Genomic DNA, 23,082 nt, shown 5'->3' on the forward strand with positions numbered 1-23,082 from the left:
ACTGACCGACGCCGACTGGCTGTCCTTGGACTTCGTCCTCCGCATCCCCGACGGCATCGGACTCGACGCCGCCGCACCGCTGCTGTGCGCGGGCATCACCACCTACGCGCCGCTGCGCCGCTGGGGCGTCGGCCACGGCGGGAAGGTGGCCGTCGTCGGCCTCGGCGGACTCGGCCCCATGGCCGTCAAACCGGCACACGCGACGGGAGCCGAGGTCACCGTGCTCTCCCAGTCGCCCAGGAAGAAGGACGACGGCCTGCGACTGGGCGCCGACCACTACCACGCCACCAGCGACCCGGCCACCTTCGAGCAGCTCGCCGGTTCCTTCGACGTCATCGTCGACACGGTGAGCGCCAGGATCGACCTCGACGCCTGCCTGTCGCTGCCCGCCACCGACGGCGTCCTGGCCAACGTCTTCTCCCTGCTGGGCGGACAGCGCGCCCTCGCCGGCTCCTTGATCGGAGGCATCCGCGAAACGCAGGAGACGCTCGACTTCTGCGCCGAGCACCGCATCGGCTCCGGGACCGAGGTGATCCCGGCCGAGAAGACCAACGAGGCGTACGAGCGCGTCCTGTCCTTTGACGTGCGCTACCGGTTCGTGATCGACATCGCGACGCTGAACCGAGCCCTCGGGAAGGACGCCGGGGAACGCCCGCCCCAACGCCGAGAACAGTCGATCGGTTCGCCCGGCCGACGCTGCCCGGGGCGGATGAGGATTCGGCGGGAGTCATGGGACTGGAAGACGCGTGGGCCGCCCGTCGCGTTGTCCGCCGAACCCGAGGCCGGCAGAGTCGCGCCGAGTCCCTGGATCGTCGTCGCAGGACGGGGGCGCGGGTATCCATTCACGGCAAGCGCATCGCCGAGGGCGTTTGCGGCACGGCTGTCCGCGCGATACGAGGGTGCCGCGATACGGAGGAGGGCACGGACGCCCCGCGCCGGATGTCGTGCATGGCGTCGCCCATGGCCGGGTTGCGGTGAGCGAACCGGGCACGAACGATGGAGTCGGGCGTCGACGCCCGGGAGCGGCCGCCGTCCGCGGCCGGTGAGGCCACAGCACCGAGGCACTTGTGTGCCCCTGCCATGGAGTGGACATGACCGAGCTTCCTCCTCCGATCACCCCTTACCTCGAGCCGGCCGCACAGGAGTTGTGCGACGCGACCGACCCCCATCCCCGGATCTACGAGGTTCCGCCCGAGAAGGGCCGTGACATCCTCCTCGGCCTGCAGAGCGACGAGAGCGTGCCGCGCCCGGAGGTCGACGAGGAGTGGGTCGACGTGGACACGGGCGAGTGGGGCACCGTCCGCACCCGCATCATCCGCCCCAAGGGGGCCACCGGACCGCTGCCCGTGGTGTTCTACATCCACGGTGCCGGCTGGGTCTTCGGCGACGAAAAGACCCATGACCGCCTCTTCCGCGAACTCGCCGTCGGGGCAGGCGCCGCGGGCGTCTTCCCTGTCTACGACCGGGCTCCCGAGGCGAAGTACCCCACCCAGGTCGAGCAGAACTACGCCGTGGGCCAGTGGGTCCTGAAGAACGGAGCCGACCACGGCCTGGACACCTCACGCGTCGCCGTCGCCGGCGATTCGGTCGGAGGGTGCATGTCCGCGGTGTTCGCGCTGATGAACAAGGAGCGCGGCGGTATCGGCCTCAAGGCCCAGTGTCTCCTCTATCCGGTGGCCGACGCCGGCTTCGACACCCCGTCCTACCTGCAGTTCGCCGAGGGCTACTACCTCACCCGCGACGGCATGAAATGGTTCTGGGACGCCTACACCACCGATCCCGCCCAGCGTGCCGAGCACCACGCCTCCCCCCTGCGGGCCACCCTCGACCAGCTCAGGGGCCTGCCGACCGCCCTGGTCATCACCGACGAGGCCGACGTCCTGCGCGACGAGGGCGAACAGTACGCCAACAAGCTCCGCGAGGCCGGCGTCGACGTCACCTCCATCCGCGTCGCCGGCATGGTCCACGACTTCCTCCTGCTGGACAGCCTCCGCGACACCCGCGCCGCCAACGTCGCCCGCAAGGTCGCTGTCGACTTCCTCCGCACCGCACTCCACGACAACTGATCCCGCGCGCTCCTCGGTGCAGGAGCGCATGAAGCCGGACCTTCGGCGTCGACGCGGCACCGGCTCCGTTCACGAGTCGGGGTTCTGGCTCGGCGCCCGCCGAGAGGCCGCCACTTCAGCGTTGCCGCAGGGAGACCTCGTGGCCCTGGGCGCTCAGCCCTCGTCCGCCGCCGATCCGGCTGCTCCGGGGACCGTCTCGCCGATGATGCCGGCGAGAGGGCGCGGTTGGGCGGCGAGCTCGTGCCGCTCTTGCGGTGCGAACTGCGACAGGGCGGCATACTGGCGTGCGCGCAGCTCGGCCCGCAGGGTGGTGAGGCGTTCCGCGCCGTCCTCGGTGAGCCGGACGAGGACCGGACGCTCGTCGTGCGGTGCACGGCGTCGGGTGACCACGTTCCTGCCAGCTGCTGCAGCATGCGGGTCGCGGTGGGCAGGCTGATCTCGGCGCCGGCGGCCGGCCGGCTGACGGGCAGGCCCTCGCCCTCCGCATCCTCCGCCGGCACGGAGAGAAGAGCCAGCTGGGACATGGACAGGCCGTCCCCGGATCGGCCGACCGTGGCAGACCGCGAGCCCCGCACGGCGTAGAAGAGCCGGTCGGCGTGACCTCTCGCTTGCGGCGGCCGCCAGTAGGCCCTACGGGCTCGGCGATCAGGCGATTCGGGTGCGCAGTGCCTGGGTGCAGAGCCTGCCCAGGGCCACAGCGGATGATGAGGGGGGAAGCAGAGCGGAAGCCGTTTCCCACGCTTTGCGGACCATCAGGTCGGCCTCTTCCACGCAGACGTCGAGGGCGCCGCAGTCGGCGATTCGGTGTGCGGCACGCGCCGCGCCGTCCGGATCCAGGCCTGAGCGCACCTGGTGCCACAGGCGGTGGGCCTCGTCCCGGGGCAGGCATGCGATGGCGTGGACGAGGGGGTAGGTGACTTTCGCGTTGAGGAGATCCTCGGCCACGCGTTTGGTCACGGCGTTCTGACGCCTGACACCGTGCAGGTCGGCGACGTCGTCGGTGATCTGGTACGCGGTGCCGACGGCCTCGCCCAGAGCGGCGAGCGCGTCGCACTGAGCGGTGTCGGCTGCGGCCACCAGGGCGGCGATGCGAAACGCCGCGGCGACGGGCGCGCCGGACTTCAGCCGGTGCGTGAGGGTCACCAACTGCTTCAGAACGCTGGTGTCCCCGGTCTCCAGCGCGGCGGTCATCTCCTCCTGGTGTCCCTGGAGGTCGAGAGCCTGACCCGCGTGCGCGGCCCGCAGAGCACTGAGGTACGTCTCGTACACGGCTGTCCGCAGGCGGGGGTTCTCGGGCAGGGTCTGGCGAATGGCCCGGTCGAAGGCGAAGTACGCGGCGGTGCCGGCGTTGATGGCGGTGGCGGTGCCGTGGACGAGGTGGGCGCAGGGGCGTCCACGGCGCAGGGGGGCTTCGTCCTGGATGTCGTCGATGATCAGTGATCCGGTGTGCAGGAGTTCGCAGGAGGCCCACAGCGGCCCGTAGGAGAGACTGTCGGCACCCAGCGCGTCGACCACGGTGGCCGCAAGCACCGGTCTCCAGAGCCGGCCGCCGTGGTCCACGGTCTGGCGTACCGGTGCGACGAGCGTCGCGTGCAGCCGCTCCTGGAGGCGTCGCTCGGTCTCCGGCAGGAGGTTCTCCGCCTCCGCGGGGGGCAGGAGATCCCTGGTCGTCCGGGGGTGCGGCAGGGCTGGGTACAGGTGGTTGATATCCCGTTCCAGCGACTGCGGGGTGTAGGGGGTCTGGTCGTCCGGCGTCGTGCTCTGTCCGGTCAGGGCGGCATCACGCCGGTGGGGCCGGGGAGGCTGGTCGTCCTGCGGGGTGTCGGGGCGGGGCTGTGCGGTGTGCTGCCGGCCCTGGGGCGGGATCGTCTCGTGAGTGAGGTCGCCTTGCTGCCCGGCGGACATCAATGTCTCCATCTGCTCGGTGCGGAACATGTCCAGGTTGCTTGTGGCTGCGGTTCGTGGGCCTGACGTCGCTGCCGGGGCATGCGGGGCCGCGTCGGCATCCAGTGCTCTTCCGAGCCTTCGGTACCGGCAGCGCTGCCGGTGGCCTCCCTGCTGTCCGCGGTCTGTGCCGGAAGCCGCGTGGAAGTGCTGCGTGGTCGGAACGGTGAACGGGCCGCTGCGGACTCAGGCAGTGGTGCTTCGTGCGGCGTGCGCGATGAGTTCGTCGTCGTAGGGGGCACGGACGGGGGTTCCAACGGCCGAGGCGACGTCGTCCATCCGCGGGATGTCGTCCGTGACGTCCTGGACGCGTTGGGGGAGAAGGGCTGTCCGGGCCGGAAAGCGCGCCGTACGGGGGACGTGGACGGTTGCGCGGCGCTTGGTGATGGCCCGTGCGACGGCGTCCGCGACGTGTGAGGCGCCCAGGGGACGCAGCAGGCGTGGCTCGATGCCAGGCGCCATGGGGGTGGTGATCATGTGCGGGAGGACGGCGGTGACGTGGATGCTGCCGTGGCGGAGTTCACGCCGCGGACTCTGGGAGAAGGACACGACTGCTGCCTTGGTGGCGCCGTGGACGGCGAATCCCGCCAGAGGCTTGACGGCCGTGATGCCGGCGATTTCGATGATGCGCCCACCGCCTCGGGGGCGCATGTGCTCGATGGCTGCGCGAGAGCCTCGTACGATGCCTCCCAGGTTGACCTCGCAGGCGTAGGGCAGCACGTCGGGCGAGTGGTGGCGAAACCGGCCGAGGGGCATCACGTCGGCGTTGTCGCCCCGTACGCCCGGGCGACCGTGGCGTTCCGTCGCGACAGCGGCCGGCTCATCGGCTGCGTCCCTGCGGGTGATGTCCGCTTCCACGGCGGTGTGCCGGGTGTCCGGCTCATCGGCTGTCGCCCGGGCCCGGGGCCCGTCGATGTCACCGAGGACCAGCTGGTAGCCGTCGCGGTGGAGCCGGCGTGCGATGGCCTGTCCCGGACCGCGTCCTGCGCCGGTGATCACGGCGGCCGGAGCCCCACCGGTGTGGTCGGGCCGGGGGAGGAGGCTGGTCTCGTCGCCGTGTCGTGCTCGCACGCCAGCTCAACGACGTGGCCTGGTCGAGGTCACGGGTGGCAGGCGGCTGTCGTGGGCCGGGGGGAGCAGGAAGACCCGGGTGTCACGGCCGCTGGCGGCCGCGCAGTCGTCGAAGACCGGCACGGCCGCCAGGATGCCGGGGCGGGCCGCGTGCAGCTCTTCCGCGGTGAGCCGGCGGGCATGGACGGAAAAGGCGTGGCCGCGCCAGGTCACGGTGGCGGTCGGGTGGCGCAGGAGGTCCTGCGACCAGGCGGGGTGTCGGGGGCGGCCGAAGTCGGTCCCCATGAACAGGAAACGGTCCTGCCCGGTCCGGGCGGTGGCCGGAGGGGTGTTCCTGGGACGGCCGTGACGGTCGGTGGTATGCGGGAGCAGGGCGGACAAGGCCATGCTGCTGGGCATCCACCGCCCACGCGTGCACCGGAAGACCAGCCGGTCGACCGGCGGCAGGAGCAGTGGAGCGTATCGCCGGAAGAGGGGACTGGTGCCGGCTTCACGGCTGTGGCGTCCGGAGGGCGGACGGGCGGCTTCGGCTCATGGATCTGCCGGAGATCACCGGAACTTTCCCGCCGGGCTGTCAGTTACTACATTGCTGTAGAAATTTATGGGCGCGGACCGCCGTCGGAGCGGCCCCGCCGACCGAATGTCTGGAGTTCTCATGGCCCTGTGGGACCGCCTCAAGGAGTCCGCGTCGACGATGCAGGCTCAGCTCGTGGCAAAGAAGAACGACCTCAAGAGTGGTGCCTTCCGCGACGCCAGCATGGCGATGTGCGCCCTGGTCGCCGCCGCCGACGGCACCATCGACCCCTCCGAGCGGCAGCGGGTGGCCCAGTTGATCGCCACCAACGAGGTGCTGCGGAACTTCGACGCCATGGACCTGCAGCGGCGCTTCGACGAGAACCTGAGCAAGCTGACCACCGACTTCGCCTTCGGCAAGGTGAGTGTGCTGCAGGAGATCGCCAAGGCGAAGAAGAAGCCCGCCGAGGCGCGTGCGGTCGTCCAGATCGGCATCGTCATCGGCGGTGCCGACGGCGACTTCGACAAGACCGAACAGGCCGTCGTGCGCGAGGCGTGCTTCACCCTCGATCTGCCGCCGCACGAGTTCGACCTCTGACCACCTCCGCGGCGCTCGTGCCGGCCCGCCGATGGCAGCCCGGCACGAGCGCCGTCGGCGGCGGATCCCGGCACGCAGGCTCGTCCGGGGTGGCTCGACGGGGAGGTGCGCCTCCGGCCGGCGAACGTTCCGGACCCGCGTCGGTCGGCCCGCTGACCGGCCGGCGCTGTTCGCGTCCGCGGCGGCGGTCCCGGCCGCCCGGGGGAGGCGGGTGCCAGGGGCATCCACGTGCCCGTGGACAAGGTCTGTCCCGGGTCCCTCAGAGCGGTGTCGCCGCGTGCAGGATGAGCACCATCGTCACCGCCGAGTTCGCGGACGACAGCGCGGAGACCGCGGCCCCGACGGCAGCGCCCCAGGCGGCCAGGCCCACCGAGGTGAACACCGACGGCCAGGTGTGCGGCGTCGGCGCGGGGCCGAGCAGGGCGGCCACCCGGCGCGGCACCGGGCCCGGCGCGGCGAAGCCCGCGAGCGTGGCGGTCGGGGTGCCGCGCGGGACCAGGGCCGCCTTGCCGATCGCGCATGCCACGACCCGGCGGCTGCCGACCGTCCGTGCCGCCTCCTCGTCCGCCCAGCGTTCCGCCGTGTAGGAGACGGCCGTGCGCAGCGGGAGCAGGAACGGGTTGGCGCGCGCGGCCAGCTGGACAGCGAGCAGGAACCGGTGGTGCCGGGCGGTGAGATGGGCGCGCTCATGGGCGAACAGGGCGCGTCGCTCGGCACGCTCGAGGCGGGACAGCATGCCGGTGGTCACCACCACCCGTCCCCGGCGCCGCCCGGGGAGGGCGTACGCGTACGGCATCTCGTCGGACAGCACCGCCACCTGCGTGTCCGGCAGCCCGGCCAGGGCCCGGTGGGCGCGGCGGCGGACCAGTCCATGGCGCCACAGCGCGCGGCCGCAGGCGAGCAGGACCGCGAGCAGCGCCGGGATGGCCAGTTTCCCGGCGACCTCGTCGTGCGGGACCGCCTCGCGCACCTCGGGGTCCGACCAGCCGTCGGGCAACGGGTTGCCGGGCAGTTGCGCGGTGCCGATCACCATCAGCAGCCCCAGGCACACCGTGCTGCACAGTGCCATCACCACGGCCACCACGGTCAGCAGCCGGGTCGCGGTCCGCGGATGCAGCCGCTGCTCGGCCAGGCGAGCGATCGGCCATGCCGTGAGCGGCAGGACCAGTGGCAGGAAGACGAACACTCCCATGAGGCCTCAGTGCTTCCTCTCGCCCTTCGCCTGATCCAGCAGCTCCCGCAGCAGTCGTTCGTCGTCCGGCTCCAGGGAGGTGACGAAGCTGGCCAGCACCGCCTCACGGTCGCTCCGGCCGTCCAGCACCTTGCGCATCTTGTGCGCGGCCAGGCCCGCCTGGTCCGAGGCCGGGGTCCAGGCGAAGGACCGACCGGAGCGCTCACGGGTCACCACACCCTTGGCCAGCAGCCGGGTCAGGATCGTGACCACCGTCGTATAGGCGAGGTCCCCGCCCAGCCGCTCCTGCACCCAGCCCGCACTCGCCGGGCCGTCCGCCTCGCGCAACGCGGACAGGACGAGCGCCTCCAGCTCTCCCTGCCCCCGTCGCCGGGAACCCTGCCGGTCCGTCACGCCTCGTCTCCCTTCCGTCTGCCCCGAGGTCACGGGCGGTCCATCGTATAGACGCCCTCGCGGCCGCCCACCGCACCACATCGTCTACAAAATTGTAGAAGGCGGGTTGTCCGGAGGAGGCCGTCCGGGCCTCGCACCCCCTCCGGGGTGGTGCTGGGTACACCTGTGATCCGGTGGTCAGCAGCAGTGATCTTCGTGCCGGGTGCGGACAGCATGGCTGGTGCCGATCCGGGCGAAGAGCCGAGAAGGAGCACGTGATGCGGGCGAAGACCACCTCGAAGGTGCGCAGGGGACTGCTGGTCGCGGCGGCGGTGGGGCTGATGAGCTCCACCGCCGTGGCCGGCACCAGCGCGTCGGTGACCCACCCCCCGAAGGACAGGGCGCTGCGCGAGAGCCTCGACTCGCTGGTGCGCCAGGAGAAGTTCCCGGCCGCGCTCGCCTGGGTGGGCAAGGACGGGCGCGAGACGTCCCTGGTGGCCGGTTCCTCCCGGCTGGACCGGCAGGTCCCCGTGCCCCACGACGGCCAGGTCCGGGCGGCGAGCAACACGAAGACCTTCACCGCGGTGGTCGTCCTGCAACTGGTGGCCGAGGGCAAGGTGGAGCTGGACGCGCCGGTCGAGACGTACCTGCCCGGCCTGGTGCGGGGCGAGGGCATCGACGGCAGGAGGATCACCGTCCGGCAGCTGCTGCAGCACACCAGCGGGATCCCCAACTACACCGAGTACATAGGCGTGGAGAGCTTCGAGAAGGTGCAGCACAGGTTCTTCCAGCCGCACGACCTGCTCGCCGCCGCGCTGGCGCATCCGGCGAAGTTCGCGCCGGGCGCCAAGTGGGAGTACAGCAACACCAATTACCTGCTGGCGGGCCTGCTGATCGAGCGGGTGACGGAGCGCCCCGTGCAGGAGGAGATCACCCGCCGCGTGATCAGGAGGGCGGGGCTGCGCCACACCTACTGGCCGCAGCCGGGCGACCAGACCATCAAGGGCCCCCACCCCCACGGGTACGCGATCGGCGACACCGAGAAGGGGAACGTCGTCGACGCGACCGAGATGGACCCCTCCTGGGGCGGCGCCGCGGGACAGATGATCTCGACCCCCAGCGATCTGGCGAAGTTCTCCCGGGCGCTCGTCGACGGCAGGCTGCTCCCCCGCGAACAGCTCGCCGAGATGCGCAGGACCGTCGACGCCCCGGTGTTCCCCGGGTGGCGGTACGGGCTCGGCATCATCAGTGTCCCGCTGAGCTGCGGCGGCGTGTACTGGGGACACGGCGGTGACATCGAAGGATACGAGACCCGCGGCGGCGCCACGGACGACGGACGTTCCGTCGGACTCGCGGTGACGGCGCTGCCGGGCACCTTCGGCGACGCCGAGAAGGCCGCCAAGGCGGTCGTGGCGGCCGTGGACACCGCGTTCTGCGAGTGACGTGGGCGACCCCCGGTCGGCGCCCCGCACCCGGCCGTTCCCGTGCGACGCGCCGGTGCGGGCCCACGGCCACGCCGGCCAGGCCCGCTCCGGCCGGCCGGAGCGCCGGCGTGGAGGCCGGGCCGGGTGGTGGGGGCCTACCACCTGCCACCCTGACCACCACCCGGAAGGTCATCGCCGAACCCGTACCGATCGGGGACGGACCGGTTCCGCCCGATACGACCACGGAGGTCTTCCGGGGAGGACCGGCAGGCTGGTGCTATCCGGTGGGGTCGGCCTGCATGTCCAGCAGGAGCGCCATCACGCCGACGAGCGTCGCGCTGCTGACGATCTCCCGGCGCGCGATCATGCCGCGGACCTCGTCCAGCGGGAACCACTCGATCCGGTCCGACTCGTTGCGTTCCGTCGGCTCGGCGACGTACCGGACCCCGTCCGCGCGGAACACGAAGTGCTGGGAGTCGGTGATCCCCGCCGCCGGCTGCGCGTAGATCAGTTCCCGCATCGACCCCGGGCGCCATCCGGTCTCCTCCTCCAGCTCCCGGGCCGCGGCGGCCTCGGGCGTCTCGCCGTCCTCGACCAGGCCCATGGGCAGCTCCCAGGCCCAGGTGTCCGTGACGAAGCGGTGGCGCCACATCATCAGGACGCGCTGCCGGCCGTCCACGGCCGCCGTGACGGCGAGGTCCCGCAGCCGCACGACGTGGTAGTCGGTCCGGGTGCCGTCCGGCTGTTCCACGTCGAGTGAGCGCAGCCGCACCCAGGAAGTGTCGTGAAGCGTGTGTTCACCGTGGACCGTCCACCGCATGTCATGCCTGCTCTCCTCGGGAGGGCGGACGGTCACCGGCTCTCCTGCCGCGGTAGAGCGGTAGAAGGGCGAGCGGCCGGGCCCGGTACCCCGACCGTTCCGCCCGGGTCTCCCGAATGATTCCTCACCGTGGACGTCGTACGGCGGGCGGGGGCCGTCCTGACACATCACCGCCCCGGCGCCCGACGCCGCCGTGAGCCCCAGGAGCCGAGGGGTTCCGCGGGGCGACGCCGATGGCACCGATCACCAGGACGGCGCGCATGCCCCGCCTCGCGGCGGAGCACCGACCCGAGGACCACGCCGAGCGTGCCGTGGGCCGGGGCCGCGTGGAACAGGACCGCCGCGAGCACGAGGGGCTCCCGAGGTGACCGGGTGGAGCTCGCGCAGGCCGTGGCGTGCACGGCGACACCGTTCGCGCGACCCCAACGACCGTGCGGGGCGGAGGAAACGGCATCGAAAGAGGGACGCGCCGCCCGGCGTCAACCCGGTACGCACCGTGTCAGGCCTGCGGCGGATTCCCCCGGCGCGAGCGGTTCGCGGACGACCGGGACGGCTAGCGTGACCGGTCCCGGGGGCGCGTGCGAGCACCGTTCCGTGGGCCGAGCCGTCACGTACCAGGAAGGTCGACCAGACATGCGGAGAACGTGCGTGATCGGCGCCGGGCCGTCCGGCCTGGCCGCGGGCAAGGTCCTCGCCTCGCGGGGCGTCCCGTTCGACTGCTTCGAGGCCGGTTCCGGCATCGGCGGCCTCTGGCGCTACGGCAACGACAACGGCATGTCGGGCGTGTACGCGTCGCTGCACGCGAACGTCTCGAAGGAGAGCATGTCCTTCTCCTCCCTCGCCATGCCGGACACGTACCCGGTCTTCCCGCACCACAGCCAGGTCCTGGCCTACCTCGAGGAGTACGCCGCCTCGTCCGGGCTGCACCGCCGCATCACCTTCGGCACGGAGGTCACCTCGGTACGGCCCCGGGACGGCGGCGGCTGGGAGGTGGCCGTCCGGCGCCGCGGCGTCACGGACGGGGAGACCCGGCGCTACACCGACGTGGTGGTGGCCAACGGACACCACTGGGACCCGCGCCTGCCGGAGCCGGCCGTGCCCGGCGCCGACGGCTTCGAGGGCACGGTGGTCCACTCGCACGACTACCGCACCCCCGGTCCCTACCGCGATCGACGGGTGCTGGTGATCGGCATGGGCAACTCCGCGTGCGAGATCGCCGCGGAGATCTCGCGCACGGCGGCACGCACCTTCCTGTCCGCCCGCGACACGACGCACATCTTCCCCAAGATGCTGCTCGGCCGCCCGGCGGACCACCTGGCGGCGAGCCCGCTGTCCGACCTGCCGCGGTTCCTCAAGGAACCGGCACTGCGCCTCCTCCTGCGCCTCACGCGGGGCGCCCCGTCCCGCTACGGGCTCCCCGAACCGGCCCGCGGGCCGCTCGCCTGCCACCCCTCGTCCTCCGACGAACTCCTCGTCCAACTGGCCCGGGGCGCGGTCACCCCGAAGCCGGGAGTCAGCTCCTTCGGCCCCGGCACGGCGGTCTTCACGGACGGCACCCGCGAACCGGTGGACGCGGTCCTCTACGCCACGGGCTACCGGATCTCCTTCCCCTTCCTCGACCCCTCCCTGTTCGCCGCCGACCCGGACGGCCGCACGGAGCTGTACCTGCGTACGGTCCCGCCCCGCATCCCCGGGCTCTACTTCATGGGCCTCGCGCAGCCCTCCGGCGCGGCCTTCCCGTTGCTCGAACCGCAGGCGCGGTGGATCGCCGAACTCATCGAGGGCGTGGCCGCCCTGCCGTCGCCGGCCGACATGGAGCGGGCCGTCGAACGGGAGCGGCGCCGCCACCGCAGGAGCTACGTGTCCACGTACCGCCACGGCATCGAGACCGACTTCCGGGCCTGTCTGAGGGCCCTGCGCCGGGAACGCCGGACCGGCAGGCGTCGTGCCCGCGCCGTCGCCCCGGCCCCGGAGCCGTCCGCGGCGGAACCGGCCTCGGCGGCCGGCCCCGTCTGACGCGAGGGGCGCGGCGCCGGTCACGCAGGTGCGGGGGTGTCCTCCAGCTCGCCCACGGCCCGTTCCCACAGTTCCGGAAGCGACTCCCCGAGCGGCAGGGCGCGGTCGGTGACGAAGGAGACGTCCGCCCAGTCACCGAAGAAGGACAGGCCCACTCCGAAGAGGTGGCCCGGCACGAGCAGGGGGAGCAGGGCGACGCCCGTCACCGGGGTCTCGCCCAGGCCGGCCTTGTCGGCGATCGGCATGGACGTCGCCATCACGTCGGTGACGCGCGGCGAGAGCATCCTGCGCAGGTACCACTCGGTCGGACCGTCCGGCATGCAGCGGACCAGGTCCTGGATGGCCTGCCGGGACGCCGCGCCCCGCAGTCTGCGGGTGTTCGCCATGACGTGGTCGAGCCGCCGCCCGGGCGAGGCACCGTCCCCGGCGGCGGCACCCCGTCCCGGGCCGGTCCGCACCGGCAGCTCCAGCGGCAGGGCGAAACAGCGGTTGCCCCAGGTCTGCTCCTCGTCCGGGCGGCGCGCGTCGAAGGGCACCAGCGCCGTCACCCGGGGCAGCGGCACCCCGGACCGGTCCGACCAGGCCGACAACGCCCCGGCCAGCGCGGCCAGATGGGCGTCGTGGGCGGACCCGCCGCGCGCCGCGCCGATGCGGCGGAGGGTGTCCGCCGGTACGCGGCCCCGCCACAGCCGCCGTTCTCCCGAGGGCAGGAAGGGCACGTCCGGACGGCGGCCGCGGACGGTGAGGGCGGCGGCGGCGAACAGGGCACCGAGACCGACGGCCGTGCCCACCCGCCGGGGCAGACCCGTCAGGCGTCCCTTGCCCGGCACCGGACGGGCGGAGAACTCCCCGCCGCCCAGCATGGTCCGGAAGGTCACCGCGGCGGCCGCACCGTCCTGGCAGGCGTGGTGGAAACGGTGGCACACGGCGTACTCGTCGGCCGCGTGGCCGTGGATCAACCAGACGCCCCAGTACGCGCCGGGCCCGAAGGGCGCGTTGAGCGCCGTGTGCAGGGCGGTGTCCCACCCCTCGGGTCCCTCCGCGACCACCTCGTGCACATGGCGGTCGATGGAGAAGTCCGGGTCCGGCAGCCACCGGGGACGCCGCCGACCACCCTCGACACGGCTGGTGAGCAGGGGCAGTTCGACCAGGCGGTGCTCGGCGTACGCGCGCAGGTCCGCCAGGCTCGGCGGCGGACCGCTGAGGTACGCGATGCCACCGGCGTCCCAGCGGACATCGGGGTGACGGCGCCCCATGCTGAGGAACGCGCGGTCGACCGCGTGCGTGGGGTGGCCGGGGGAGGAGGCGGATCGGGGGGACGGGACGAACGCCGGCATCGGGGGCTCCAGTGGTGGACCTGTCGCTTCGGACCATCGGCCCGGAGTCAGGACGGTTTATATCCGTCTCGGATCCGTCCGGGGCGAGTCCCGGACGGATCCCCGGGCACCCGCTCTCCCCGCCCCACCACGCCGGACATCCCGCATCACAGCCCCGCTCCCGCCCACCGGATCACCCGAAAGCGGGAAGCGCCTCGTGACACCACGCTCACCCAGGTCGCTCACGCCGGGCCCTCACAAAGGGGCGCCCCGGCCCGCGGCACAAGGGATCCGGGGCGTCGGCAGGAGCGCGCGGGCTCCGTGCGCGCGTACTCCGTTCGGGTGGGCGACGGGGAACGAGGTCTCAGGCGCCGTCCGACGTCTGACACTGTGTGCCTTGCGTCAGGCTCGTCGGGCCGGGGAGAGGCCCGGGGAGGGGGCCCGGCGAGGCCGGGGACCGGAGGACCGGCGTCGTCCGCCGCATACCGGCCGGACCGGCCGGGACGCGTGCGACGCGACCGCCGGGCGTGCCTTCGCCGGACGCCCGGCCGTGTCCCGGACGCCCGGCCGCCGCGCATCCCACCGCCACCGCACACGGCTGTCCCTCCCGGCCCCCTGGAGACAAGGTCATGCACGTAGCCCTCACCGGTGCCACCGGATTCCTCGGACTGCGCCTGTTACGACGCCTGCTCGACCGGCACCGGTCGGTGACGGCCCTGGTGCGCGCGGGGTCGGGGGACGCGTTGCACCGCATCACGCGGTTCCTCGAACTGACCGGCGCGCCCGAGCCGTTGATCGCCGGGCTCCCCGACCGGCTGCGGGTGGTGGAGACCGACCTGGACAAGCCCCGGCTGGGACTGGCCCGGCGCACGTTCGGGGAGCTGGCCGCCGGCCTCGACGCGATCTGGCACAGTGCGGGCAGTATCAACCTCGAGGGCGACCTCTCCACCCTGCGCCGGACCAACGTCGACGGCACCCGGCGCGTCCTGGAACTGGCCGCCGCCGGACGCGCGAACCCCGTGGTCCACCACGTGAGCACCGCCTTCGTCGCCGGATCCCGGCGAGAAGGCGTGGTCTACGAGGACGAACTGGACGACACGGCGGGCTTCGAGAACGCCTACGAACGATCCAAGTACGAGGCGGAGGCGCTGGTCCGTGCCTGGGCGGAGGAACACCGGCGCCCGGTCGTGGTGCTGCGGCCGAGCATCCTGGTCACCGACCTGCCGCCCCACCCCGGCCTCCCCCGGCACCCGCTCCAGGTCGTCGAACACATCCTGAGCGACGCGCGGCGCACGGTGGACACCGGCGGCCGTCCCCGCGTCCGGCTGGTGGGGCACCCGCACAGCCGGCTGAACCTCGTCCAGGTGGACCACGCGGCCGACGTCATGCTGCGGCTGGCCGACCGGACACCCACGGGCGGAGTCGACACCTACCACGTCGTCCACGACCGGGACGTACCCGTGTCCCTGCTCGTGACCCTGCTGGAGCGGATCACCCGGCTGTCGTTCGACCTGGTCGCCACCGCGCCGGACGACCGGGCGGGGCCGGAGACCCTGGTGGACTTCTACCCCGGGCTGATCGCCTACCTCACCCACCGGCGGCGCTTCGACGACACCCGCGTACGGGCCCTGCTCGGTCCGTCGGCGGTCTCCGGCCGCGTGGACCTCGACTACCTGATGTCCGGACTGGTCCCGCAGGACGACGCCCGAGCCGGCCCCCCGGCCGCGCCGGCCCTCCCGCCCCCCGGCCGCGCCTGATCCGCGCCCGTCCGTCCGCGGCGCCCCGTCCGCCCCGCCTGCTGGAGCCCTCCGTGTCCGTCCTCCCCGCCCCCCACGGCCCCGTCGCGACCCGGCCGGTCTTCTCCCCCGAGGAGATCGCCGTCCGCGCCCGGCGGATCCGGGAACCCGTCCACATCGTCACCGCGCCCGGCGGACGCGAACTCGGGCTCTCCACCGGTCCCGTGCCCGACGGCCCGGTGCTCGGCACGCTGCCCCCGCTGTACCCCGAATGGCTCGGCGGACGCACCTTCTGCGAGGCGCACGGCGTCCGATTCCCCTACGTCGCCGGGGAGATGGCGAACGGCATCGCCACCACCCGGATGGTGTCCGCGATGGCCCACGCGGAGATGCTCGGCTTCTTCGGCGCCGGCGGCCTCGCGTACGACGAGGTGGAGCGGGCCGTGCACACGCTGGCCCGGGAGCTGCGGTCCCGACCCAACTGGGGGGTGAACCTCATCCACTCCCCGGCGGAACCCGAGCTGGAGTTCCGCGTCGCCGAACTGCTGCTGCGCTGCGGGGTGCCCCGCGTCTCGGCGTCGGCGTTCATGGAACTGACCCCGGCCGTCGTGCTGTGCTCGGCCCGAGGACTGTCCCGCGGCCCGGACGGCCGGATCGAGCGGCGCACCCGCGTCCTCGCCAAGGTCTCCCGGCCCGAGGTGGCCGAGCGGTTCCTGTCGCCCGCCCCGGCCGATCTGCTGGACCCGCTCGTCGACCGGGGCCTGCTGACCGCGGAGGAGGCCCGGCTCGCCGTTCATGTGCCGGTGGCCGAGGACATCACCGTGGAGGCCGACAGCGGCGGTCACACCGACAACCGCCCGCTGTCCGCCCTGCTGCCGCGCATCGCCCTGCTCCGCGACGCGCTGTGCCGGCGGTTCGGCTACCGCGCACCGGTCAGGATCGGCGCGGCCGGCGGGCTCGGCACCCCGGACGCGGTGGCCGCCGCCTTCGCCCTCGGCGCCTCCTACGTCGTCGTCGGATCCGTGAACCAGACGGCCGTCGAAGCGGGCCTGTCCGACGACGCCAAGGCGATGCTCTGCGAGGCGGACGTCGCCGACGTGGCCATGGCGCCGGCCGCGGACATGTTCGAACTGGGCGTCACCCTCCAGGTCCTGTCCCGAGGCACGATGTTCGCCCGGCGGGCCGGCCGCCTCCGCGCGGCCTACCGGGCGTACGGCTCGTTGGAGGAGATCCCCGCCGCGGAGCGCACCTTGCTCGAACGGGACGTGCTGCGGGCCTCGTTCGACGACGTGTGGCAGCGCACGCGGGCCTTCTGGGAGCGGCGCGACCCGGCGCAGATCGACCGGGCCCTGGCCGATCCCAAGCACCGCATGGCGCTGGTCTTCCGCTGGTACCTGGGCAGCTCCAGCCGGTGGGCGATCAACGGCGAGACCTCCCGGCGCACCGACTACCAGATCTGGTGCGGACCCGCGATGGGCGCCTTCAACCGCTGGGTGGCGGGCTCGTTCCTGGCCGACCCGGCGAACCGGTCCGTCGTGCAGATCGCCCTCAACCTGCTGGAGGGCGCCGCAGTGCTCACCCGCGCCCACCAACTGCGCGCCCACGGCGTCCCGTTGCCGCCCGAGACGTTCACCTGCACCCCGTACGGGCCGGCATGAGGGGCCGGGACACCACCGGCAGGCCGGCCGCGCCCGCCGTACGACCCCGAGGAGAGACCGTGCCCCGCAGCCCCGCGACGCAGGTCCCCGTCGCCGTGATCGGGGCCGGCGCCCTGGTGCCCGGCGCGACGGACACCGCCGGCTACTGGCGGATCGTGACCGGCGGCCGCGACCTGATCACCGAGGTGCCCGCCACCCGCTGGCTGGTGGCCGACCACTACGACCCCGACCCGGCCGCCCCCGACAAGACGTACGCCCGCCGGGGCGCCTTCCTGCCCGAGGTCGACTTCGACCCCCTCGCCTACGGCGTGCCGCCCGCCAACCTGGCGGCGACGGACACCTCCCAGCTCCTCGCCCTGATGGTCGCCGACCAGGTGCTGGCCGACGCCGGGGGACTCGGCGGCGTCGACCGGGACCGGGTCGGCGTCGTCCTCGGCACCGCCGCCCTGGAACTGCTCCCGCACATGTACGGGCGCGCCCACCGGCCGGTGTGGCTGAAGGCGCTGCGGGAGAACGGGATGGCCGAGGCGGAGGCACAGGCCGTGTGCGACCGCATCGCCGCGCACTTCAGCCCGTGGCAGGAGTCGAGCTTCCCCGGCCTGCTCGGCAACGTCGTCGCCGGCCGCATCGCCAACCGGTTCGACCTGCACGGCATCAACCACACCACCGACGCGGCCTGCGCCAGCTCCCTCGCCGCACTGTCCACCGCCGTCGGCGAACTGGCCCTCGGCCGGGCCGACCTGGTGATCAGCGGGGGCGTGGACACCGGCAACGACATCGGCATGTTCCTGTGCTTCTCCAAGACGCCCGCGCTGTCCCGCACCGGCGACTGCCGCCCGTTCTCGGACGCGGCGGACGGCACCATGCTCGGCGAGGCGGTCATCATGTACGCCCTCAAGCGGCTGTCCGACGCGGAGCGGGACGGCGACCGGATCCACGCGGTGATCCGGGGCGTCGGCGCCTCCTCGGACGGCAGGGGCACGGCGATCTACGCGCCGCTGCCCGACGGCCAGGCCCGCGCCCTGCGGCGCGCCTACGAGCAGGCGGGCTACGGCCCCGAGACCGTCGAGCTCGTCGAGGCGCACGGCACCGGCACCAAGGCGGGGGACGGCGCCGAACTGGCCGCACTGCGCGAGGTGTTCACGGCGTCCGGCCACCGGGGCGGGCAGTGGTGCGCCATCGGCTCCGTCAAGTCGCAGATCGGGCACACCAAGTGCGCGGCGGGCGCGGCCGGGCTGCTCAAGGCGGTCCTGGCCCTGCACCACAAGGTGCTGCCGCCGACCATCAAGGTGGACCGGCCGGTCCCGGCGGCCGCCGACCCGGACGGCCCCTTCTACGTCAACACACGGGCCCGGCCGTGGATGCGGCCCGCCGGCCACCCGCGCCGGGCGTCCGTCTCCAGCTTCGGTTTCGGAGGCAGCAACTTCCACGTCACGCTGGAGGAGTACGTCCCCTCGGACATCACGGCCCGCCAGGCGCCGCGTCACCGCACGGTGCCGGACGAACTCGTCCTCCTCAGCGGCGCGTCGCCGTCCGACCTGGTGCCGCCGGAAGCGGACGACGGCCGGACGCTGGCCGCGCTCGCCCGGGAGAGCCACCGCGCGTTCTCGCCCACGGACCCGGTGCGGCTGGCCGTCGTCGCCACCGGCACCGAGGACCTGCGGGACAAGTGCGCGCAGGCGCTCGCACGGATCCGGCGCGACCCCGGCACCCCGTTCTCGACGCCGACCGGTGTCCGCTACGCCGCCGGGGACCCCGCCCCCGGCCGCCTCGCCTTCCTGTTCCCCGGACAGGGCGCCCAGTACGTCGGGATGGGAGCCGACCTGGCGATGCTGTCACCGGCCGCCCAGGCCGTGTGGGACCGGCTGGGCGGCACCGGTTTCGACGGACGGCTCCTGCACCGCGTGGTCTTCCCGCCGCCCGCCTTCACCGACGAGGAGCGCGCCGCCCAGGACGCGCGGCTGGCCGCCACCGAGTGGGCGCAGCCGGCGCTCGCCGTGCACGCACTCGCCCTGCTGGAGGTGGCGAGCGGCCTCGGACTGCGGCCCGACTGCGTGGCCGGCCACAGTTTCGGCGAACTCGTGGCACTGCACTGCGCGGGCGCCCTCGACGCCGAGGCGCTGGTCGCCCTGGCCCGCAGACGCGGGGAGCTGATGCGGGACGCGGCCGGCACACCGGGCGCGATGCTCGCCGTGGCCGCCGACCGCGACCGCGTGACGGCGGTCCTGGCCGCTGAAGCGTCCGGTGACATCTGGCCCGCCAACCTCAACTCCCCGCGCCAGATCGTCCTTTCGGGCACGGCCGAGGCCGTGGAGCGCGTGGAGAGGGCCTTCGCGGCCGAGGGCGTCGGCACACGCCGGCTGGCCACGTCGACCGCCTTCCACAGCCCCCTCGTCGCCCGGGCCGGCGGGCCCTTCGCCGCGTATCTGCGCACGGTCCCGCTCACGGAGCCCCGGATCGAGGTCTACGGCAACGCGGACGCCGCCCCCTACCCGTCGTCGCCCGACGAGATGCGCCACCGGATCGCCGGCCACCTGGCCGCACCGGTGCTCTTCCAGGACCAGGTCGAGGCGATGTACGCGGCCGGAGTGCGCACCTTCGTCGAGGTCGGCGCGGGCGCCGCGCTGACCGGCCTGGTCGGGCAGATCCTCGGCGACCGCGAGCACACGGCCGTCACCCTGGACCGGCCGGGACGGTCCGGCGTCACCACCCTGCACACCGCGCTCGGCGAACTCGCCGTCCGCGGAGTCCCCCTCGGCCTCGATCCGCTCTGGGCACCGTACGCCCTGCCCGGACCCGCAGCGAAGGAGCGCGCACCCAGGATGACCGTGAAGATCGGCGGGGGCAACCACGGGCGGCCCTACCCGCCGCCCGCCCCGGCATCCGCAGCCCAGACGCCGGAGCCCGTGCCGCGAGGGACCCCGGAACACCCCGCCCCCGCCCACTCCGAGACCGATGCCCCGGTGATCCCGATGCCCGCGTACGACTCCGCGCCCGCCCAGGGCTCCGCGCCCGCGTACAGCCCGACGCCCACCCACGACCCGATGCCCGCGTACGACCCGACGCCCGCCCACGACCCGATGCCCGCGTACAGCCCGACGCCCGCGTACGACTCCGCGCCCGCCCCGGTCCTGGGAGCGCCGGAGTACGGGACGCGGCACATGTACGGAGACGAGCGACCCTCCGCCTCCGCCCCCGACGCGTCCTCCCCGTACGCCGCCGGACCCGGTGCCGGCCCCGACGCCGGCTGGTACGCCGCGGTGGAGAGCGTCCAGCGGCAGACGGCGGAAGCACACGCGGCCTGCCAGCGGATGCTCACCGACAGCCACGTCGCCTTCCTCCGGATGACCGAGAACACCCTCGCGGCGATGCTCGGCGCGCCGGTCACCGGAGGAGCGGCCGACGCACCGGCCCGGCCGGCAGCCCTACCGCAGCCACGGCCCGCGCCGCCCCGGCGGGAACAGGCGCCCGCGCCGACGATGCCCTCCGCTGTGACCGGCGTCCTCCCCGCCGCGCCCGCCCCTGCACCTCCTGCACCCGACTACGTACCTCCCGCGTCCGACTACGTACCTCCCGCACCCGCCGCCCACGACGTGACGGCGTCGGTCACGGCGGCCGCCGGGGAACCGGCCCCGCTCACCGTCCCGGCACAGTCCCCGGCACCGGACGCCCACCCGGCGCCGATGCCGGCGCCCGAACTGGAGCGGTTGCTGCTCTCGGTGGTGGCCCGGCTCACCGGCTACCCGGCCGAGATGCTCCACGCGGACATGGAGCTGGAGACCGACCTGGGCGTCGACTCGATCAAACGCGTCGAGATCCTGTCGGCCGTGCGCCAGGAAGTGGGCGACGTGGGGACGGCGGACGTCGGCCGGCTCGGCGAACTCCGCACCCTGCGCGAGATCGTCGCGGCGCTCACCGCCCCCACGGTCTCCCCGGCGGGGGACACCCCGGCCCCGGGGAACCTTCCGGAAACAGGCGTCCGGGCAACCGCCGTTCACGAGACCCCGGCAGCCCGGCAGACCCCCGCCCCGCGGACCGGGGCCGAACCGCGGCCCCCGCTCACCCGGCTCGTACCGCGCGCGGTGCGGTCCGCCCCGTCGGGCCTCGCGACCGCGGGCCTGTTCGACGGACCCCTCGTGGTGACGGGCGGGTGCCCGGACGACACCGCGCTCGCCGGCCTCGTCGCCCGGAAGCTGGCCGGGCTCGGCGTGGACGCCACCGCCGCGGCAGACGTGCCCGAGGACGCCTACGGCGTCGTCCACCTCGGAGCGCTGAGCGAGGACGCCACGCCGGAGCACGCGCGGGACGTCCACCTCTCGGCGTTCCGTGCGGCGCGTGCCCTCGCCGCACGGGCGGGGGCGGGACGGGGTGCGGTGTTCGTGACGGTGCAGGACACCGGGGGCGACTTCGGACTCGGCGGCCACGCACCCGGCCGGGCCTGGCTGGGCGGCGTCGCCGCGCTGGCCAGGACCGCGGCGAAGGAGTGGCCGGGCGCCTCCGTCAGGGCCCTCGACTGCGAGCGGGGCGGTCGCGGCGACGAGGAGGTCGCCGAGGCGATCGTGCGGGAGCTGTTCGAGGGCGGCCCCGACCCGGAGGCGGGGCTGCGCGCCGACGGGACCCGCACCGTCCCGCGCGCGGTGCCCGCGCCGGTCACGCCCGGGAACACTCCGCGGATCACCTCCGAGTCGGTGATCGTGGCCACGGGAGGCGCCCGCGGGGTCACCGCAGCCGCCCTGTCGGACCTGGCCAGGGCCCACCGCCCCCGGATCGTGCTGCTCGGCCGCACCGCACCCGACGCCGAGCCCGAGGGGCTGGCGTCGGCCACCGACGAACCGTCGCTCACCCGGCTGCTCGCCGAACGATCCGCCGGCGACGAGCCGCACCCCTCGCCCGCCCGGCTCGCCGCGCGGGCCCGGGACATCCTCGCCGCGCGCGAAGTACGGGCGACCGTCGCGGCGTTGGAGTCGGCGGGCTCCCCGGTCCGGTACGTCCAGGCGGACGTCCGGGACGGTCAGGCCGTGGCCGCCGCCCTGCGCGACGTACGCGCCGTCTGGGGGCCGGTCACCGGCATCGTGCACGGCGCGGGCGTACTGGCCGACAAGCGGATCGCCGACAAGACCGAGGAGCAGGTCGAGCAGGTGATGTCCACCAAGGTGGACGGGCTGCGCACGCTGCTGGACGCCACGGCGGACGATCCGCTGGAGGTGATCTGCCTGTTCTCGTCCGTGGCCGCCGCGTTCGGCAACGCGGGACAGAGCGACTACGCCATGGCCAACGAGGTCCTGGCCCAGGTCGCCTCCGCCGAACAGGCCCGCCGCCCCGGCTGCCTGGTGCGCTGCGTGGCCTGGGGGCCGTGGCAGGGCGGCATGGTCACGCCCGCCCTGGCGGAGCACTTCGGCCGCGCGGGGGTCCCGCTCATCCCCCTCGACCGGGGCGCGTCCGCCTGCACGGCGGAGCTGGACGGCACGGCGGGTGAGGCCCGTGTCGTCCTGGTGGCCGGTGACGAGCCGACGGCCCTGTCCCCGGCCGGTGACCCGTGCCCGGTGGAACTGACGCTTCGGGCGGACACCCTGGCGCAGCTCACGGACCACGCGCCCGGCGAGGTCCCCGTGCTGCCGGTGGCGATGGTCCTCAACTGGTTCGCCGGGGCGGCCACCGCCTGGCTGCCGGACGCCGGCCCCCTCGTCCTGCGCGACCTGCGGGTCTATCAGACGTATGCGCTGCCCGACCTGGCCGGCGCGGGCCACCGGATCACCGTGCGCGGCAGCCGGGGCCCGGCCGGCGCACCGTCGGGGCTGGACGCGGAACTGCGGGACGGGCGGGGCACCACGCACTTCCGGGCCGTACTGGACACCGGGACGGACCGGCCGGACCCGGCAAAGTGGACCGGCCCGGACGATCTCGAGCCGCTGGACCGCACCGTGCTGTACGACGGCGAACTCCTCTTCCACGGCCCCCTCTTCCACTGCGTGCGCACCCTGTGCGGGGTGTCGCGGAGCGGCGCGGAGGCGACGGTGGCCGGTGTGCGGGACCTGAAGTGGCCCGGCGAGCACTGGCCGCTCGACCCGGCCGCCGTGGACGGTGCCCTCCAGCTGGCCCTGCTGTGGGCCCGGGAGGCGATCGGCGCGGCGACGCTGCCGATGGCCGTCGCGGAGTGCAGGATCCACCGGCCCGGCCCGGTGGACGGCACCGTGCGGTGCGTGCTGCGCGGACGCGCGACCCACGGCACGGGGGCGCGCTGCGACGCGGCACTCGTCGACGCCGACGGAGGCGTCCGGCTGGAACTGCTCGGCGTGGAACTCGTCAGCCGCCCCTCCTGACCACTCCACGAGCCCCTCGTTCCCCGGTCCACCGGC

15 protein-coding genes and 1 pseudogene are annotated in these 23,082 nt (G+C 73.9%); 8 read left to right on the forward strand and 8 right to left on the reverse strand.

What is annotated here, in order from left to right; genetic code table 11:
- Nucleotides 1-31 precede the first annotated feature (31 nt).
- Both ACIRFH_RS15125 and ACIRFH_RS15130 read left to right on the forward strand, forming a co-directional pair.
- Nucleotides 32-619, forward strand: a pseudogene (locus ACIRFH_RS15125) (zinc-binding dehydrogenase); the annotation flags it as partial.
- A 472-nt stretch (nt 620-1,091) separates the two neighbouring features.
- Nucleotides 1,092-2,066 carry an alpha/beta hydrolase gene (locus tag ACIRFH_RS15130; protein ID WP_403520541.1) on the forward strand — a complete coding sequence of 325 codons (975 nt, stop codon included), beginning with the start codon at nt 1,092-1,094 and terminating at the stop codon, nt 2,064-2,066.
- A 153-nt stretch (nt 2,067-2,219) separates the two neighbouring features.
- On the opposite strand, the gene ACIRFH_RS15135 is transcribed toward ACIRFH_RS15130, so the two are convergent.
- The 4 genes from ACIRFH_RS15135 to ACIRFH_RS15150 all read right to left on the reverse strand — a co-directional run bounded on the left by ACIRFH_RS15135 (nt 2,220) and on the right by ACIRFH_RS15150 (nt 5,468).
- Nucleotides 2,220-2,456, reverse strand: a complete 237-nt coding sequence (locus ACIRFH_RS15135; protein ID WP_403520543.1) for a hypothetical protein — start codon at nt 2,454-2,456, stop codon at nt 2,220-2,222.
- A gap of 255 nt (nt 2,457-2,711) precedes the next feature.
- Entirely contained in the window at nt 2,712-4,001 is a 1,290-nt protein-coding gene (locus tag ACIRFH_RS15140; RefSeq protein ID WP_403520545.1) for a polyprenyl synthetase family protein, read from the reverse strand.
- Nucleotides 4,002-4,196: 195 nt separating this feature from the next.
- Nucleotides 4,197-5,081 (reverse strand): SDR family NAD(P)-dependent oxidoreductase, encoded by an 885-nt coding sequence (locus tag ACIRFH_RS15145; protein WP_403520547.1) that lies wholly within the window; start codon nt 5,079-5,081, stop codon nt 4,197-4,199.
- A gap of 6 nt (nt 5,082-5,087) precedes the next feature.
- On the reverse strand, nt 5,088-5,468 hold the full coding sequence (locus ACIRFH_RS15150) for a nitroreductase family deazaflavin-dependent oxidoreductase (RefSeq protein ID WP_403520549.1): 381 nt from the start codon (nt 5,466-5,468) through the stop codon (nt 5,088-5,090).
- A 268-nt stretch (nt 5,469-5,736) separates the two neighbouring features.
- Here ACIRFH_RS15150 and ACIRFH_RS15155 point away from each other — a divergent pair, with 268 nt between their 5' ends.
- Complete coding sequence (locus ACIRFH_RS15155) at nt 5,737-6,192, forward strand: tellurite resistance TerB family protein (RefSeq protein WP_403520551.1); 456 nt, start codon at nt 5,737-5,739, stop codon at nt 6,190-6,192.
- Between the two features lie 259 nt (nt 6,193-6,451).
- Here ACIRFH_RS15155 and ACIRFH_RS15160 read toward each other — a convergent pair whose 3' ends face one another.
- Entirely contained in the window at nt 6,452-7,384 is a 933-nt protein-coding gene (locus tag ACIRFH_RS15160) for a M56 family metallopeptidase (RefSeq protein WP_403520553.1), read from the reverse strand.
- Nucleotides 7,385-7,390: 6 nt separating this feature from the next.
- On the reverse strand, nt 7,391-7,777 hold the full coding sequence (locus ACIRFH_RS15165; protein ID WP_403520555.1) for a BlaI/MecI/CopY family transcriptional regulator: 387 nt from the start codon (nt 7,775-7,777) through the stop codon (nt 7,391-7,393).
- Between the two features lie 257 nt (nt 7,778-8,034).
- Here ACIRFH_RS15165 and ACIRFH_RS15170 point away from each other — a divergent pair, with 257 nt between their 5' ends.
- Nucleotides 8,035-9,198, forward strand: coding sequence for a serine hydrolase domain-containing protein (locus tag ACIRFH_RS15170; RefSeq protein ID WP_403520557.1), 1,164 nt, complete (start codon nt 8,035-8,037; stop codon nt 9,196-9,198).
- Between the two features lie 259 nt (nt 9,199-9,457).
- Here ACIRFH_RS15170 and ACIRFH_RS15175 read toward each other — a convergent pair whose 3' ends face one another.
- On the reverse strand, nt 9,458-10,000 hold the full coding sequence (locus ACIRFH_RS15175) for an NUDIX hydrolase (protein ID WP_403520793.1): 543 nt from the start codon (nt 9,998-10,000) through the stop codon (nt 9,458-9,460).
- A 633-nt stretch (nt 10,001-10,633) separates the two neighbouring features.
- Here ACIRFH_RS15175 and ACIRFH_RS15180 point away from each other — a divergent pair.
- Nucleotides 10,634-12,016, forward strand: a complete 1,383-nt coding sequence (locus ACIRFH_RS15180; protein ID WP_403520559.1) for a flavin-containing monooxygenase — start codon at nt 10,634-10,636, stop codon at nt 12,014-12,016.
- A gap of 20 nt (nt 12,017-12,036) precedes the next feature.
- Here ACIRFH_RS15180 and ACIRFH_RS15185 read toward each other — a convergent pair whose 3' ends face one another.
- The gene (locus ACIRFH_RS15185; protein WP_403520561.1) at nt 12,037-13,353 is read right to left on the reverse strand and encodes a wax ester/triacylglycerol synthase domain-containing protein; all 1,317 of its coding nucleotides are present in this window, start codon (nt 13,351-13,353) and stop codon (nt 12,037-12,039) included.
- A gap of 608 nt (nt 13,354-13,961) precedes the next feature.
- Between ACIRFH_RS15185 and ACIRFH_RS15190 the strand changes: the two genes are divergently transcribed.
- Genes ACIRFH_RS15190 through ACIRFH_RS15200 form a run of 3 tightly spaced genes read left to right on the forward strand, consistent with a single transcriptional unit; the run spans nt 13,962 to nt 23,046 of the window.
- Nucleotides 13,962-15,089, forward strand: coding sequence for an SDR family oxidoreductase (locus ACIRFH_RS15190; protein ID WP_403520563.1), 1,128 nt, complete (start codon nt 13,962-13,964; stop codon nt 15,087-15,089).
- A gap of 53 nt (nt 15,090-15,142) precedes the next feature.
- Nucleotides 15,143-16,726: a PfaD family polyunsaturated fatty acid/polyketide biosynthesis protein gene (locus ACIRFH_RS15195; RefSeq protein WP_403520565.1), complete on the forward strand. Its 1,584-nt coding sequence runs from the start codon at nt 15,143-15,145 to the stop codon at nt 16,724-16,726.
- On the forward strand, nt 16,723-23,046 hold the full coding sequence (locus tag ACIRFH_RS15200) for an SDR family NAD(P)-dependent oxidoreductase (protein WP_403520567.1): 6,324 nt from the start codon (nt 16,723-16,725) through the stop codon (nt 23,044-23,046). Before ACIRFH_RS15195 ends, ACIRFH_RS15200 begins: the two co-directional genes overlap by 4 nt.
- The last annotated feature ends 36 nt before the right edge of the window (nt 23,047-23,082 follow it).

This window comes from Streptomyces sp. NPDC093586 (genome assembly GCF_044764905.1).
Lineage (GTDB): Bacteria > Actinomycetota > Actinomycetes > Streptomycetales > Streptomycetaceae > Streptomyces.